The following is a 16,256-nucleotide window of genomic DNA, read 5'->3' on the forward strand; positions in this document are numbered from 1 at the left end:
TCTGAATTCACAGCTATGAAATGACGGCCTGAATGATGTGCGCAGCAAATATGATTGGTGAAACCCGTTATGACGTTATTGTCGTTGGGGGAGGGCACGCTGGAACCGAGGCATCGGCAGCCGCTGCCCGTTATGGTGCGCGTGTTGCGTTAATTACGCATCAGTTTGCAACCATTGGCGCTATGTCGTGTAACCCGGCTATCGGTGGTTTGGGCAAGGGCCATTTGGTGCGTGAAGTTGATGCGCTGGATGGCATCATGGCCCGCGCAGCAGATCAGGGTGGCATCCAGTTTCGTGTTCTTAATCGCCGCAAAGGTCCCGCAGTACGTGGTCCGCGCGCGCAGGCAGACCGTAAATTATATGCTGCAGCCGTGCAAAATATGATCAGGGAAACCGAAAATCTATCGGTGATAGAAGGGGAAGCCTGCAACCTGATCATGGACAATGGCCACTGCAAAGGCGTCATCCTCAATGATGGGCGCATGCTGCAGGCTGGTGCAGTTGTGCTAACAACGGGCACATTCTTGCGTGGTTTGATTCATATTGGTGAAAAGAAAATCAAGGCGGGCCGTATTGGCGAGGCACCTGTTGAAGGGCTATCATCAACCCTGATCGCGCATGGTTTAACTCTCGGACGCCTCAAAACAGGCACGCCTGCAAGGCTTGATGGTCGCACAATCAATTGGGATGTGCTGGAAATGCAGGCCGGGGATGAAAATCCCGAACCATTTTCACTGCTGACCGAAACGCTGCCCAATCGGCAAATTGCGTGTGGTATTACCCGCACGACGGCTGAAACACATACTATTATCCGCAATAACATTCATCGCTCACCGCTTTATGCAGGTGTAATCGAGAGCCGTGGCCCGCGTTATTGTCCGTCGATTGAGGATAAAGTGGTGCGCTTCGCCGATCGCGAGAGTCATCAAATTTTCCTTGAACCTGAAGGTCTTGATGACCATACAGTTTATCCCAATGGCATTTCAAGCTCATTGCCCGAAGATGTGCAGGAAGCATTCATTCGCTCAATGCCGGGCCTGGAGCAGGTAGGGATTATTCAATCTGGCTATGCGATTGAGTATGACTATGTTGATCCACGTCATCTCGAAGTCACACTGGAAACCCGTAATATCCCTGGGCTGTTCCTTGCTGGACAGATTAACGGAACAACAGGCTATGAAGAAGCAGCCGCACAAGGACTGGTTGCTGGTTTAAATGCTGCTCGTAAGGCGGGCGGGCAGGATGGTGCCGTGTTTGACCGTGCAGAAGGCTACATCGGTGTGATGATCGATGATCTCACCACTCATGGTGTAAGCGAACCTTATCGCATGTTCACGTCGCGCTCAGAATATCGTTTAAGCCTGCGTGTCGACAATGCTGATGAGCGCTTGACCAAAAAAGGCGTTGCACTTGGTTGTGTAGGAGCGCAACGGGCAGCGTTTCACGTGAAACGTCAAAATACCCTGGCCGAATGGCGCGAGCGTCTCAATACCTGGAGCCTTACGCCTACTGAAGCTAAAAAGCATGGCTTGTCTCTAAATCGAGATGGTCAGCGCCGTTCTGCTTTCCAGCTATTATCCTACCCGGACTTTTCGATTGATCAGTTGGCGTCTATTTGGCCTGAGATGAATGAGATGCCAAATTGGCTGCGCGAGCGGTTAGAGACTGACGCTGTTTATGCCGTTTATCTCAACCGTCAAAATGATGATATTGAAGCCTATCGCCGTGACGAAGCGCTGATGCTGCCAAGCGATTTGCCTTTTGACACGCTGCAAGGGCTTTCGAGTGAACTGCGTCAAAAACTCACAAATGTGCGGCCAGCCACTTTGGGACAGGCTGCACGTATTGAAGGTATGACGCCAGCAGCTCTCACTATTCTTTCAGCACACGCTGGGAAAAATCGTCGACGCGCGCAAATAGAGACGGCCTCAGCATGACGATGAACTCACACCGCGATAATGTTGAGCAGCAAAAGCAAGACCTGCTTCGCCAATTCCCTGTTTCACGTGAAACAATGGAGCGATTGACGATCCTCGCGCATGAATTGCGTCGGTGGCAAGCGGTTAAGAATCTTGTTGGTCCAGCAACTCTTGATCAGGTTTGGACGCGGCACATCGCCGACTCGTTGCAGTTATTTAACTGCGCGCCAGACGCTCGGCGATGGGTAGATTTTGGTTCAGGTGCTGGTTTTCCAGGTATTGTGCTTGGCATTTTGTTGCGCGGATGTGACGGCGGTCAGATTGATCTGGTGGAGAGCAACGGCCGCAAATGTGCCTTTCTGCGTCATGCTATTCGCGCAACAGGGGCGCGTGCAGTTGTGCATGAAGGCCGCATAGCGGATGTGCTACCGAAGTTGGTTGTGCAGCCGATTGAGATTGTAACGGCGCGTGCTTTGGCATCTCTGACTGAGCTTTTGAGCATGTCAAATGAGCTGTTGAGAAACGGTGCAATTGGCGTGTTTCCTAAAGGGCAGGACTGGGAGAGCGAATTGACCGAGGCGCGCAAATCCTGGAAGATCAACGTGGATACACTGCCAAGCAAGATCGATTCACGTGGTCGTATCCTTATCATTCGCGAGCTTCAAGAAGGCGGTGTCGGTCATGAATGATGGAGACGTTTTGAGCGCGGCCGAAAACGGCATAGCCAAAGATCACGCCTCACTCAAAAGCATTCGTGTGCTTGCGCTGGCTAATCAAAAGGGTGGCGTCGGCAAAACCACCACTGCAATCAATCTTGGAACGGCATTGGCCGCTATTGGCGAGCGCGTGCTGATCATTGACCTTGATCCTCAGGGAAACGCATCAACCGGGTTAGGTGTTGATCGCAAAAGCCGGAAAATATCCACGTATGATGTGATGGTCGGTACGGCAACATTGCAGGATGCCTTGCTGGAAACCGCAGTTCCCGGCCTTGCTGTGGCACCATCGACGCTTGATCTGCTCGGCGTGGAGCTTGAGATCGCTACCAGCAAGGATCGCGTGCATAGACTGAGCAATGCAATTGATGTGCTGGGCAGAGAGGTGCAGCCTAAGGGCTTTACCTATGTGCTGATCGATTGCCCACCATCGCTGAATCTGCTCACTATTAACGCGCTGACGGCATCTAACGCCGTTCTGGTCCCACTACAATGCGAATTCTTTGCGTTGGAGGGGTTGAGCCAATTGTTGCGTACGGTGGAGCAAGTGCGTGTGTCGCTGAACCCCAATCTTGGTATCCATGGCATTGTGCTGACTATGTTTGATCCGCGCAATAACCTTTCAAACCAGGTTGTTGCGGATGTGCGTCAGTTCATGGGCGCCAAGGTGTATGATACGATCATTCCGCGTAACGTGCGGGTGTCTGAAGCGCCTTCGCATGGTAAGCCTGTGTTGCTATACGATTTGAAGTGTGCCGGATCGCAGGCCTATCTCAAGCTTGCATCCGAAATCATACAGCGTGAGCGCGCATTACGCGCAGCTTGATCGTGCGTTATTAATATGGGACAGCGCGTCGTTTCGCTGATGCAATACCCTCTGTTTTGTTTGAACATCGAATTGAAAAGTGGCCCCTCTTTCTGATCGATGTATTGTTTTAAAGTAGATCTGCGCTGATGGAGAGCGATATGGCTGATGATACAAACCGTTCCCGTCTTGGGCGTGGACTTGCTGCGCTCATTGGTGATGTCGGTGAGGAATTCGGCGGGCAGTCGCGCCAGCCAGCATCTGGCTTGCAGCGTGTGCCGATTGAGTTTCTACGCGCCAATCCGCGCAATCCTCGCAAGATGTTCGACCATGAAGCATTGGAAGACCTTGCGGCATCCATTCGTGAGCGTGGGCTAATCCAGCCTATCGTCGTGCGCTCAATGCCGAATATTGCTGATGTATATGAGATTATTGCCGGTGAACGGCGTTGGAGAGCAGCGCAGCGGGCTAATCTGCATCAGGTGCCAATTGTGGTGGTGGAGGCTGATGATCGTGTTGCGCTTGAAATCGCCATTATCGAAAACGTTCAGCGCGCGGATCTGAATCCCTTGGAAGAAGCTGCCGGCTATGAGCAGCTTATTGCTGAGTTTAATTATTCTCAGAACGATCTTGCGCAAGTCATCGGCAAGAGCCGGAGCCATGTGGCGAATACCTTGCGGCTCACCAAGTTGCCAGCGTCGATCAAGAAGCTCGTGAATGAGGGTATTCTGTCGGCAGGTCATGCGCGCGCGCTGCTTTCGGTTGCGGACCCGGAAGCTGTGGCACGGAAAATCATTGAAGAAGGGCTGACCGTTCGCGATGTCGAGCGTATTGCGCAGCTTGAAGCGCAAACGGACCCGAAAGCAAATGTGGCAGAGCCAACGGCAAAGCCGGAGAAAGACCCTGATACGCGTGCGCTTGAGCAAGCGCTTGAAGACGTTTTAGGGCTTTCGGTAGCAATCGCACACAAAGCCAACGGCGGTGAGATCAAGCTACGCTACAAAACCCTCGAACAACTGGATGCACTATGCCGCCGACTCCGTGGCTGAGGATGTATTGATCTTCGCGCCATGGTGGCCTGCAAATGGAGGCTTTCTGCGCTTCCGGTGCTCACGTACTTATGTACGCTGCGCGCCGGTTCTCGAAAACCACCATTTTCGGCTCACCCAGACACGAAGCTCAACACATCCTGCGGGTATTGGAGCGTGATTTATTATTCTGCTTGATTATGGAAGTTGTTGATTTTTATTAAAAAAGCCGGGAAGCGCTCTTATATGCGCTTCCCGGCTTTGTTTGTTTTAAGCGGTTTGCGTTTAATTTGATTATTCAAATGAACGCAAGTTCCTCTTCTGGCAGTAATTTACTTGCTGGCCTTTTGAGCAGCTTCGCGTTCGATGCCTTCGACGATCATCTTGCGCGCCTCTTCCGCATCGCCCCAGCGAACGATCTTGACCCATTTGCCCTTTTCAAGATCCTTATAGTGCTCGAAGAAGTGCTCAATCTGTTGCAGTGTGATTTCTGGCAGATCAGTGTGGTTGGTGACGCGGTCGTAGCGGCGCGTCAGCTTGGATGAAGGAACGGCGATGATTTTCTCATCCTGACCAGCTTCGTCTTCCATGATCAACACACCGATTACGCGCGCAGAAATCACTGAACCAGGGATAAGAGCGCGCGTGTTAACGACGAGAACATCGCATGGATCACCATCGCCCGATAGCGTGTGTGGAATGAAGCCGTAGTTTCCGGGGTAGCGCATCGGCGTGTACAAGAACCGGTCAACAAACAGCGTGCCTGATTCCTTGTCCAGCTCGTACTTGATTGGCTCGCCGCCGATCGGCACCTCAATGATTACGTTTACATCGTGAGGGGGATTTTTGCCGATGGCAATCGCGTCAAGACGCATGAGGAAACTCCTGAAAGGGCTGATATTGCATTATCCCGACAGGCAGAGAGCCAAGGATAATACACGTCTAAAAGAGGTGGTCATGCGCCGATCTACTAAAAATCGGGCGTGACCGTGATAAGTTCAACCATAAGGCAAGACACGAGGTTAGCATGAAATGCAGTCTAGGAAGATTGCTTAAATTTCTAACCATTTGATTGTAATAGTCAATTTTAAGAAAGTGTCGGCCTTTTGGGTGCTATGGTGAGTAAGCGAAAACAACGCGGGTTATCGCTACGCCATCAGCGGCGGCTCTTTCTACAGCATCGCGCGTAAAAGTGAAATCAGCTTTTAAGATTCGCAAAGTGCAAAGACATCAAGGGAAGACATATGCCACGCGCACAAGGGCAGCGCCCCCAACACGAATATTCTCGCTAGCCTCCAGCCGTCCGCCGAGGCGTTCATAAAACCGGCAGGCGCGATCGTTTTCCTGCAGCGCCCACACAGCCAGCCCCTTGCGGCGGTGCATGGCAAGCTCTCGCCGTGCGGTGGCGAAAAGCTGTGTGCCCAGACCAATGCCTTGAAAGACTGGATCCAGGTAGAGTTCGTCAATTTCCCCCTGCTGCGAAAGCGTCAAGCTGCGGCTGGCGCCAAAGGTAGCATAGCCCGCAATACGATCACCAAGATCGAGAACAATGACTGAGCGGGTGCGGTTGGCAGTCTTTTGCCACCATGCTGGGCCACGGTAAGCGATCATCCGTTCCAGCGCCACGCCGGGGATAACACCGCGATAGGCTTCCCGCCATGAAACATCATGGATTGCCGCCAGGGCTGAAGCGTCTGACGGGCGGGCCGCGCGTATGCTGACGACTACCTCATTCATAATTTAAAGTGTAAAACGGCAATTGCAGAACGACAAGCAGCAATCCGGCAAACGCTGCCTGCATGAAGAAAATTTCACATTGGTTGTCGGCGCGCGCTAGGCCTGCTATGGCGTTGAGATTGTATTCTCGATAGCCGGGGCAACGTGTTCAATCGTTTTTTAAAACCTGAAGTTCGCTACGCTCGCCGCATGGCGCGCATCAAGCGCTGGGATGCGCCAATCCAGGGGTGGTGGGCGTATACGAAAGCTTATACCAACATGCTGTTGGTCGATCATGGTGTATTCCGTGAGATCTACCTTAACCGGCATCGCGTCACCGATCAGTTCTGGCGTGCGGCGCAGCCGTCACCCGGACAGGTGGCGCAGATCGCTCAATCAGGCGTGCGCACAATCGTAAATCTGCGTGGCGGGCGCGAGCACGGCTCCTGGCCGCTGGAGCGGGATGCGTGTGCAGCTCATGGCATAACGCTGACTGAGTTCGTGGTGCGCTCACGCGAGGCGCCGAGCAAAGAAACTATTTTGTCGGCAAAAGATTTTTTTGATAAACTTGAGTATCCAGTGCTGGTTCACTGCAAATCCGGGGCTGATCGGGCTGGCTTTATGTCAGCGCTGTACCTGATTTTGCATGAGGGATTGACAGTTAGTGAGGCGGCAAACCAATTGGCATTTCGTTATGGCCATTTTCGCTTCGCCAAGACGGGTATTCTGGATGCATTTTTCGATCTTTATCAGCGCGATGGCGCATCCAAAGGCAAGGATTTCCTTGCCTGGGTGCGGGAAGATTATGATCCGGTGGCCTTAAAGGCGCAATTCCGTCCAAGCTTCTGGTCGACGCTACTCGTCGATGGCATCATGCATCGGGAATGACATAAGCGACATGGCAATTTCCGTTGTAGAGGCGCGGCCGCGTCATCTTGTTTTTCTGATCACGGAAGACTGGTTTTTCGTTTCGCACTTTCTCCCAATGGCGCGCGCTGCGCGGGAGATGGGGCTGGACGTTACCGTGATTGCCCGTGTGCGTGATCATCAGGCGGCTATCGAGGCAACTGGTGCGCGCGTTGTGGCATTGGAGGCTGAGCGGCGCAGCTTGAATCCACTTGCGATTTTGAAGACCTGGCTCGATCTTCGGCGGCTTCTGCGGGCTGAGCAGCCGGATATTCTGCATTGCATTGCACTACGGTCTATCATTCTGGGCGGGTTGGCCGCCCCTCGCTATGCTGCGACGGTACATGCGTTGACGGGACTAGGCTTTCTTGGCGCACGGACTGATCTGCCAGGTCGCGCGGCACGTGGTGTGGTCAAAGCGTTTTTGCGTGTTTTCCTTGATGGCAAGCGCACGCGCTATCTGTTTGAGAATGAGGATGACGCGCGCTCGCTTGGGCTTGATCCTAATGACCGCACCAAGGTGGCGTTGGCTGGTGGAGCTGGCGTTGATCTGAATGAATACCCTCTGACGCCCTTGCCCGCGCAGGAAACATTGAAGATTGCAGTTGTCGCCCGGATGCTGTGGTCGAAGGGCATCGATACCGCTGTTGAGGCGCTTGGTTTGGCGCGTGCCAAGGGTGCTTTGGTGACGTTATCGCTTTATGGTGCACCGGATCCGTCCAACCCCAAAGCGGTGCCGGAAATTACCTTGCAGCAATGGAATGAGTTGCCCGGCATCAGCTGGCATGGCGCAACGAGGGATGTTCCCGCCGTTTGGCGTGCGCATGATGTTGCATGCCTTCCTTCCCGCGGGGGTGAAGGCTTGCCGCGCACCCTGCTGGAGGCAGGCGCATGCGGGCGTGCCATCGTGACAACCAATGTGCCGGGCTGCCGGCGGTTGGTGCGCGATGGTGTTGAGGGTTTGATTGTGCCGCCAAATGATGCTCAAGCTTTAGCTGAAGCTTTTGTTTCTCTGGCAGAGAATCATGCGCGTGTTGCGCAAATGGGTGCAGCAGCACGCAAGCGGATTGAGAGCGAATTTACTGAGCGTCATGTCATGGATACGGTCAAGGGGTTATACGCTGACCTGATCAAGGAGCGCCCATGACAATCGAGGATCACGGCACTTTTATCCGCACGCACACACGCCTTTTACCTGTTCCGCATGCGCCGGAAATTGCGTTGTTTGTGGCCGATGAGGCCACCGCGCTTTGGCATAAGACTGAAGAGGAATTAGGCGAAATGGGATTACCCCCGCCATTCTGGGCTTTTGCCTGGGCAGGTGGGCAGGCGTTGGCGCGTTATATCCTCGATCATCCGGATTGTGTCGCTGGGCAGAAGGTGCTGGATTTTGCATCAGGCTCTGGCCTCGTTGCCATTGCAGCTGCTAAAGCCGGAGCGGATGTGGTAGAAGCTGTCGATATTGACCCGTTTTCTGTCAGTGCCATCCCAATTAATGCGTCGGCTAATAATATTGCTTTGACGGTGAGACAAGAGGATCTGATTGGGTCTGATGAAGGTTGGGACGTCGTATTGGCAGGTGACATCTGTTATGAAAGCGATCTTGCAAGCAAGGTCATTAGCTGGCTATCATATTTACAGGAGCGCGGCGCTATTGTGCTGATCGGCGATCCGGGGCGTAGCTATCTCCCCAAAGACCGACTGACGTGCCTGGCGACTTATAACGTGCCCGTGACGCGGGCGCTGGAAGATACCGAAATCAAGACAAGCCACGTGTGGGCCCTGCGCCGGGCACAAGATATGTTGGCAGAAGCAGGAAAATCGTGACCACACTGTCCAAACCACCAATGGAAAAGCACTCGTTTCTTTCGCAGCTGGTGCCGCCGGGGCTAAGGCGTGGCGATACGCTGCCGACCATTCGCCGATTGTGGCGCGATTGGGTGCGTCCACATCGCAGTGCGTTGGGCGTGGTGTTGGTGCTGATTGCCGTGATTGCGGGCGCGACGGCGTTTTATCCCATTCTGATCAAGGAAGCTTATGACGCTTTCACCGCCCGTAACGCTCACGCCATTATGCTCGCGCCTCTGTTTGTGATTGCCATCACCAGCATCAAGGGCTTCGCGCTTCTGGGCCAGACAGTGCTTACAAACCGGGTGATATCGCGCATTGAGGCAGATATGCAGACGGCGCTTTATGCGCATCTGATTGATGCTGATCTTGCACAGCTTGGCCGCGAAAGCCCAGCCACGCTAACTCAGCGCTTTACCACTGATTTTGCCTATATAAAGGAAGCGCTGACGCGTCTTTTCACTGTTTTGCTGCGCGATGGTGCAACGGTAATTGCGCTGGTTGGCGCGATGCTCTGGATCGATCCTACGCTCACGTTGGTGGCAGGATTGATTGCGCCGTTCGTGGCGTTGCCTGTCGCGCGTTTGGGCAAAAAACTGCGCCGTGTCGCTACCTCGACCCAAGAAGAAATCGGCGCAATGGCTAATCTGGTTTCAGAAAGCCTGGCTGGTGCAAAAGTCGCTAAAGTTTTTGCGATGGAGGGATATCTAAAAGGGCGCGCCGGGCAAGCATTCGAGACCGTTCGCGATTTGAAAATGAAAGCAGCGAACGCTCGCGGCAGGCTTGATCCATTGCTGGAAATTGGTGGCGGTGTGGCTGTGGCTGCTGTGCTGGTGCTGATTGGCTGGCGCATCGTTGAAGGCCAGAGCACTGTTGGTGAGTTCACCGGTTTCGTTACAGCGCTGTTGATGGCAGCGCAACCCGTGCGGTCGATCGGCAATCTCAATGCCATCGTGCAAGAGGCCATGGCGGCCCTGCGTCGATATTATGATATTCTGGATCTCAAGCCAACCATCGTTAATAATCGCAATGCACCGGCGCTTAACCTCACCAAGGGTGAACTGTCGTTTCAGCAGGTGAGCTTCCACTATCGTGACGATGTCATTGCGCTTGATGATATCAATATTACCCTGCCAGCCGGCAAGATGACCGCGCTTGTAGGGCGCTCTGGCTCGGGTAAATCGACCCTGATGGCGCTGGTGCCACGCCTTTATGATGTCACCGGCGGGGCCGTGAAGATTGATGATCAGGATCTGCGTGAAGTTTCATTAGCCAGCTTACGAGATCATGTAGCAGTTGTCAGTCAGGACGTCGTGCTGTTCGATGATACCATTCGTGCCAACATTGGCTTTGGTCGTCCAGATGCCTCGCAAGCTGATATTGAAGCGGCAGCGAAGGCAGCGGCAGCGCATGATTTTATTATCGCATTGCCAGAGGGCTATGAGACGCGCGTGGGTGATCGTGGCTCGCGCCTTTCGGGGGGCGAGCGTCAACGCGTTTCGTTGGCACGTGCGATCTTGAAGGATGCGCCTATTCTGCTGCTTGATGAAGCCACAAGCGCGCTGGATGTCGAGGCTGAGCGCATGGTGCAAGAGGCGCTGGACCGTTTAACGCAAGGTAGAACGACGCTCGTCATTGCCCATCGTCTCTCCACGGTGCGCCGCGCTGACCTCATTCTGGTTATGGATCAGGGCCGGATTGTGGAAAAAGGCAGCCATGATGATCTTGTCGCAGGCAACGGAATCTATGCGCGTCTGCAGCGCTTGCAGTTGACTGATGATATTGATCCAGTTGAAAAAATCTGAATGTGGCATTTCCACTCCGGCATTGGACAAACCATGTTTTGGTGGTATCTGATGCTGGTTTAAGGGGAAGCTTTTATCGTAAAAATAAATTTTATATCTGGTGCATCTTCCAATCAGCTCATACGTTAGTTCCTATAAACCGGAGGAGTTGTTCATGCTTGATGCAAAGAAGCTACTAGATGCACTGATCGGTTCGGCGGCTGTAAGCCCTGCATCCAAGAGGGCTTCAGATACAGACATCTCATCTCGTATGGCTGGGGGCAATGATGCCTTTGGCAGTGTGGGCGATATGTTAGGTAGTGTTATTGGCCAACTTACCGGCCAGCAAAGCGGCCAGCCCGGCTCTGTTACTGAAGCGGGTGGAGATCTGATAACCCAGGCACGCCAATATCTCGATACGCCACAAGGGCGGAATATTGCCAGTGCTGTTGCTGGCGGCTTGGCGGGATTATTGCTGGGCTCGCGCTCTTCCGGAAAATCGATTACGTCATCGGCTGCAAGCCTCGGTGGTATCGCGCTCATTGGTGGACTTGCCTACAAAGCCTATCAGAACTGGCAGCGCGGCGAACCCGCTTATGCGACAGATAAGGTCGTGTTGGCACCTCCGGCTGATTCAGTTTTTGGGGCGGAAAAAGCCTCACAGGATACCGCACTGGTATTGTTGCGCGCTACCATTGCAGCAGCTTCGTCTGATGGTCAGATCGATACTGAGGAACGCGGCCGGATCATTAGCGGCCTGTCTGAAGCAGGACTGCAGACAGAAGTTGCTACGTTTCTAGACCGCGAATTTGCTGATCCAGCCTCGATCACACAGCTTGCATCCGCCGCAACGAGTGAAGAGATTGCCGTGGAGATTTACACGGCTGCACGTCTGGCGATTGAGCCTGATACACCATCTGAACGTGCATTCCTGAAGGAGCTGGCGCAGGCGCTGTCTCTGCCGGCTGACCTTGTGGCGCATATTGATGCAACGGCTGGTGCAGCAAAGGAAAATCTCAACGGAGCAAGCGCCTGAACGCAGGTGTGAGTAGCGTTGTATGCATCGCTCAACCTGTTGATTTATGGCCACGATGCGCGAATATAGGCAATGAAAGTAATGTATGGCGCGCGCTAGCGTCCAGGTTTGCGCATCGTGATGCCATCCGGTCGAGTGAATTGCCTGCCCTTTTAGAGCTTGCTGTTTATGTCTATAAGCAGGTGATGATCGAGGCAGTGTGGAAAGACGATCGCAGCATCAACGCGCGCAGCCGTCATATCGAAGGAGGCTGCGATGAGCACTATCCATGAACGTCGACGTGCTTATCGTAAGCTGCATGAATCTTCAGGCACGCATGTGCTTCCCAATCCGTGGAATGTGGGTACTGCGCGCTATCTTGAGCATCTTGGGTTTAAGGCGCTTTCTACCACCAGCGCTGGTATCGCGTTTTCAGACGGTTTTCCCGATACTGATTGGGCTGTGCCACGCAATGTCATGTTGCAGCACATCCGTGAGATCGTTGAAGCTACTGATCTTCCTGTGGTTGCGGATTTTGAATCCGGCTATGCCAACGAACCTGAAGATGTGGCGCGCAATGTTCGGATGTGTATCGAGACGGGCATTGCCGGCATTTTGATTGAGGATTCAACGCCTGATCATCAACGCCCGTTCTATCCGCTGGAATTGGCAGTGGATCGCATCAAGGCTGCGCGACAGGCCATCGATGCCAGTGGCACGGGCGTGGTGCTGACAGCCGGGGTTGATCGGCTTTTGGATAATCATGAGGAGCCGCTACCGGGGATTATCAACCGTGTGACAGCGTATCTGGAAGCCGGTGCCGAAGCTGTGCATGTGCCAGGTGTGGTTGACCCTGCTGACATTACAACCCTGGTCAAGGCGGTAGCGCCGCATCCCGTTGGAATTGTTATAGATCCTGCCAGCGGTTTAACCGTGAAGAACTATTCAGAGTTGGGTGTACGCTGGCTCAGCAGTGGTTCTGGCATGTGTCGTGCCGCTTGGGGCGGATTTATTCGTGCGGCAGAAGAAGTTGCAACACGCGGCAGCTTCACCAGCCTTCAGGAAGCCGTGCCGTTCTCTCAAATAAACCAATTTTTCCGCGATGATCTGAAACACGGTAGAAAGCGCAAAGACTAGGATGCGCTGATCTTCGCGCCATTTGCAGGCCAGCATGGCGCGAAGATCTATACAATTATGCTGTGCCGGTGCGGAGCAGGTCCAGAATGTGGACGATGCCAACTGCGTGGCCAGCATCGTCGCCTACGATAAGTGCGCCAACCTTCGTGTGTTCGACAATTTGCACAGCTTCACCGGCAAGCGTATCTGGTGAGATCACCTTTGGTGCGCGTGTCATTACGTCTTCCACGCGTTGGGCGGGCAGATTGTTGGTCATATGACGGCGCAAGTCACCATCCGTGATGATGCCTGCAAGCGTGCCATCAGCATTTGCAACAAGCACGCAGCCAAAGCCCTTGGCGCTCATCTCGACGAGCGCTTCTGCCATATTCGTGCCCATTGTGACCTGCGGCAGGCGGTCGCCGGTGTGCATGACATCGCGCACGAAACGCAGCTGCGCACCCAGACGTCCACCAGGGTGGAACACCTTGAAATCCTGCGAGGAAAAGCCGCGCGATTCAATCAGCGCAATCGCCAATGCATCGCCCATTACCAGCTGCATGGTGGTAGAGGTAGTGGGAGCGAGGCCGTTGGGGCATGCTTCCTGTGCCTTTGGCAGGATAAGGCCAACATCAGCTGCGCGACCAAGCTCTGAATCAGCGTTCGACGTAATCGCAATTATCGGAATGCTGAACCGTTTGGCATAAGTGAGTATAGCGCCAAGCTCTGCCGTATCGCCAGACCAGGACAGTGCAAGCACCACGTCATCAGTCTGAATGGCGCCCAGATCGCCATGGCTGGCTTCCGACGGATGCACGAAATAGGCGGTGGTTCCCGTCGATGACAATGTAGCCGCAATTTTGCGCCCTACATGGCCGGATTTGCCCATGCCGGTAACAATCACACGGCCCGTCGCAGTGCGAATGCGCTCAATCGCGGCGCGGAATGGCCCTCCCAGGCCGTTCGAAAGCGCCTCGGAAAGCTGGTCAAGACCCCGACGTTCAACATCAATCGTATTGAGTGCTGCGGTAAGGGCATCAAAAGGCGCGGTGCGTGCTGCCGACATAATAAATAAAGTCTCCTGCTAAAGCAGCGTGTTTAAACACTGAACCGTAATACGGCAATGCTTTCATGCATTATCAAAACGTAACCCAGCCCTGCAACTCTCGCCGCACTACGCTGGTGATGACATCCATGCCTTCAGGGGAATCGTTGAGACATGGAATGGCTGCAAACTGCTCCCCGCCGTGCTCCATAAAGATGTCCCGATTTTCGACCGCAATTTCTTCAATCGTTTCAAGGCAATCTGCCGAAAAGCCGGGGGTGATGATGGCAAGACGCTTGATCCCGCTTTCGGCAAGCCCCTTCACGGTCATGTCTGTGTAGGGGGTGAGCCATTCTTCATTGCCAAAGCGCGACTGGAAGGTCAGCATCAGCTTGTCTTGCGGCATATTCATCGCTTCACACAGCAACGCATGCGTACGCTCGCACTGGCTTCTGTAGGGGTCGCCCTTCAGGATGTAGCTTTTGGGCACGCCGTGGAATGAGGCAAGGATTTTTTCGGGTTCGAAATCAAGCTTGGCCAGTGATTGGCGCAGACTGGTAGCGAGCGCGTCGATATAAACCGTGTCTTCATAATAGGGCGGGCTAACGCGAATGGTCGGTTGCCAGCGCATCTGCATCAACGCCTCAAACGCCTTGTCGCAGGCGGTGGCGGAGGTTGCAGCCGCATATTGCGGATAAAGCGGCACCAGCAAAATGCGATCACAGCCCTGATCCTGCAGTGCTTGCAGGCGATCCTTCACGCTGGGGAAGCCATAACGCATTGCCCAGTCCACGGTGATCAACTCGCCAGCTTCAGGCGATGCATCGCTGATGATCTGCGCGAGCTTTTCAGCCTGGCCACGGGTGGTGGTTTTCAGTGGCGATTCGTTGAGATCCGTATTCCAGATGCTGTCATAATCCTTGCCTTTAGCGGCAGGGCGCTTTGTCAGGATGATCAGGTTCAGTATCGGCCACCAGAGAAGGCGCGGTGTTTCGATCACACGCTTGTCGGATAGAAATTCCTTGAGATACCGGCGCATGGACCAATAGTCCGTGGCCTCCGGTGTGCCCAGATTAAGCAGCAGCACGCCAATACGCCCGCTCTTGAATACAGGAAAGGCATCGGTCGTGGTTGCGGCCGTTGAGGGCATCGTGATTCCTTAGGTTATGATTCCCCTGCAATGCGCAAGGGTCACGCACTTGTAATGCGATTTATACGCCGATCCAACTATCGCAATGGCGACAAAACGGCGCTTTGCAAAAATCCGCACAGCCTAAGCGGTTTGGAATAGAGCGTTTTTTCGCCTGTCTTATATGCTTCTAAAGTTGTAACATGCTGAAATCATTTATTAATTTTTCTTGATTTTTGTAATGATGCCGCTTAATTGTTACCGCAACCTTTCCAACAGTGAGAACTATTCGCAGGCTGGATAGCGCCTTGTGCATGATCAGAGAGTAATGGCGCGATGAGTGTTGCTACCTTTTATCACGATGATGGCCCGGAACCGCGCGCATTGTTGCGTTGGGTGTTTGCGGCTGTTGTTGTGCTGGGGGTACATGCTGGGCTAGCTGCGGCCGTCAATATCTGGGGGCGGGCTGAGCCTCCGCCGGGTGAACCAGCTGCAGCACTTATAATCGACCTGATGCCGATGGCAGCTGCTCCCGATGTTGCATCGGATGCGGCAGATCCCGGCCCCGTTGCAGAAGAAGCGCCGCCACCGCAAGAGGCACCTCCGGTCAAGGATTTACCACCGGTAAATGAGCTGGTGCCACCTGTTTTGGAGTCTGAGCCGCTACCACCAGAACCGGCGCCCGATCTTGTCGAAACACCGCCGATGCCGGAACCTGCAGTATCTCTGCCACCGCCGCCGCCAGAGCGCCCGGTGATTGAACAGAAGCCAGAGCCGGAAAAGCCAAAACCAGCAGCGAAAAAGGCAAGCGAACGTCCTCCATCGGCTCGTCCACCATCTGATCGTACAACCGCACCACCAAGTTCGCGTGGACAGCCGGGCACGCAATCGGCCGCGCCTTCAATTGGTGGGGCGGTTAATCCATCCGCTACACCGCCTTCATGGCGTAGTGCGATGCTGGCGCATCTTAACCGTCACAAGCGTTATCCGGTGGCGGCGCGTCAGCGTGGCGAAGTGGGGGTGGCGCGGCTGCAATTCACTATGGATCGTTCAGGCAAGGTGCTTTCCTATCAATTGCTTGGCAGTGCCGGATCGCCTTTGCTCGATCAGGAGGCTGTGGCGATGATCCAGCGCGCTTCGCCCTTACCGGCTATCCCGCCGGAGGTTTCAGGCGGCAAGCTCACCCTCACAGTGCCGGTGCGGTTTAACCTGCGATAACCGAAAGCATT

General features: G+C 54.1%; 15 protein-coding genes. 11 read left to right on the top strand and 4 right to left on the bottom strand.

The genetic code is table 11. The features are described 5' to 3' along the window. Window positions 1-32 precede the first annotated feature (32 nt). The 4 genes from mnmG (at window position 33) to VRZ32_RS05305 (ending at window position 4,489) form a co-directional block, all read left to right on the top strand. A complete protein-coding gene (gene mnmG / locus VRZ32_RS05290) occupies window positions 33-1,937 on the top strand; it encodes a tRNA uridine-5-carboxymethylaminomethyl(34) synthesis enzyme MnmG (RefSeq protein WP_414524639.1) in 1,905 nt (634 codons plus the stop codon). Window positions 1,938-1,939: 2 nt separating this feature from the next. Further along, the gene (gene rsmG, locus VRZ32_RS05295; RefSeq protein WP_414525050.1) at window positions 1,940-2,608 is read left to right on the top strand and encodes a 16S rRNA (guanine(527)-N(7))-methyltransferase RsmG; all 669 of its coding nucleotides are present in this window, start codon (window positions 1,940-1,942) and stop codon (window positions 2,606-2,608) included. Beyond that, window positions 2,601-3,461: a ParA family protein gene (locus VRZ32_RS05300; protein ID WP_414524640.1), complete on the top strand. Its 861-nt coding sequence runs from the start codon at window positions 2,601-2,603 to the stop codon at window positions 3,459-3,461. Before rsmG ends, VRZ32_RS05300 begins: the two co-directional genes overlap by 8 nt. Window positions 3,462-3,601: 140 nt before the next feature. Next, a complete protein-coding gene (locus tag VRZ32_RS05305) occupies window positions 3,602-4,489 on the top strand; it encodes a ParB/RepB/Spo0J family partition protein (protein WP_414524641.1) in 888 nt (295 codons plus the stop codon). A gap of 311 nt (window positions 4,490-4,800) precedes the next feature. Here the strand turns inward: VRZ32_RS05305 and ppa are convergent, their stop codons facing one another. Then, window positions 4,801-5,343 (bottom strand): inorganic diphosphatase, encoded by a 543-nt coding sequence (gene ppa, locus VRZ32_RS05310; protein ID WP_414524642.1) that lies wholly within the window; start codon window positions 5,341-5,343, stop codon window positions 4,801-4,803. A 355-nt stretch (window positions 5,344-5,698) separates the two neighbouring features. After that, a complete protein-coding gene (locus tag VRZ32_RS05315) occupies window positions 5,699-6,205 on the bottom strand; it encodes an N-acetyltransferase family protein (protein ID WP_414524643.1) in 507 nt (168 codons plus the stop codon). A gap of 144 nt (window positions 6,206-6,349) precedes the next feature. Between VRZ32_RS05315 and VRZ32_RS05320 the strand changes: the two genes are divergently transcribed. The 6 genes from VRZ32_RS05320 (at window position 6,350) to VRZ32_RS05345 (ending at window position 12,874) form a co-directional block, all read left to right on the top strand. Further along, window positions 6,350-7,072, top strand: a complete 723-nt coding sequence (locus VRZ32_RS05320) for a fused DSP-PTPase phosphatase/NAD kinase-like protein (protein ID WP_414524644.1) — start codon at window positions 6,350-6,352, stop codon at window positions 7,070-7,072. Window positions 7,073-7,082: 10 nt separating this feature from the next. Then, a complete protein-coding gene (locus VRZ32_RS05325) occupies window positions 7,083-8,237 on the top strand; it encodes a glycosyltransferase family 4 protein (protein WP_414524645.1) in 1,155 nt (384 codons plus the stop codon). Then, window positions 8,234-8,917, top strand: a complete 684-nt coding sequence (locus VRZ32_RS05330) for a class I SAM-dependent methyltransferase (RefSeq protein WP_414524646.1) — start codon at window positions 8,234-8,236, stop codon at window positions 8,915-8,917. Before VRZ32_RS05325 ends, VRZ32_RS05330 begins: the two co-directional genes overlap by 4 nt. A 20-nt stretch (window positions 8,918-8,937) precedes the next feature. Beyond that, complete coding sequence (locus VRZ32_RS05335; RefSeq protein ID WP_414525051.1) at window positions 8,938-10,743, top strand: ABC transporter ATP-binding protein; 1,806 nt, start codon at window positions 8,938-8,940, stop codon at window positions 10,741-10,743. Window positions 10,744-10,897: 154 nt separating this feature from the next. Then, window positions 10,898-11,758, top strand: coding sequence for a tellurite resistance TerB family protein (locus VRZ32_RS05340; RefSeq protein WP_414524647.1), 861 nt, complete (start codon window positions 10,898-10,900; stop codon window positions 11,756-11,758). Between the two features lie 255 nt (window positions 11,759-12,013). Beyond that, window positions 12,014-12,874 (top strand): isocitrate lyase/PEP mutase family protein, encoded by an 861-nt coding sequence (locus VRZ32_RS05345; protein ID WP_414524648.1) that lies wholly within the window; start codon window positions 12,014-12,016, stop codon window positions 12,872-12,874. A gap of 55 nt (window positions 12,875-12,929) precedes the next feature. On the opposite strand, the gene VRZ32_RS05350 is transcribed toward VRZ32_RS05345, so the two are convergent. Further along, the gene (locus VRZ32_RS05350) at window positions 12,930-13,919 is read right to left on the bottom strand and encodes a KpsF/GutQ family sugar-phosphate isomerase (protein ID WP_414524649.1); all 990 of its coding nucleotides are present in this window, start codon (window positions 13,917-13,919) and stop codon (window positions 12,930-12,932) included. A 73-nt stretch (window positions 13,920-13,992) separates the two neighbouring features. Beyond that, window positions 13,993-15,048 (bottom strand): ferrochelatase, encoded by a 1,056-nt coding sequence (gene hemH / locus VRZ32_RS05355; protein ID WP_414524650.1) that lies wholly within the window; start codon window positions 15,046-15,048, stop codon window positions 13,993-13,995. 315 nt (window positions 15,049-15,363) lie between these two features. On the opposite strand from hemH, the gene VRZ32_RS05360 reads away from it, so the two are divergent. Beyond that, window positions 15,364-16,245 carry a TonB family protein gene (locus VRZ32_RS05360; protein ID WP_414524651.1) on the top strand — a complete coding sequence of 294 codons (882 nt, stop codon included), beginning with the start codon at window positions 15,364-15,366 and terminating at the stop codon, window positions 16,243-16,245. The last annotated feature ends 11 nt before the right edge of the window (window positions 16,246-16,256 follow it).

This window comes from Pseudochelatococcus sp. G4_1912 (assembly GCF_047501465.1).
Classification (GTDB): Bacteria; Pseudomonadota; Alphaproteobacteria; order Rhizobiales; family Beijerinckiaceae; genus Pseudochelatococcus.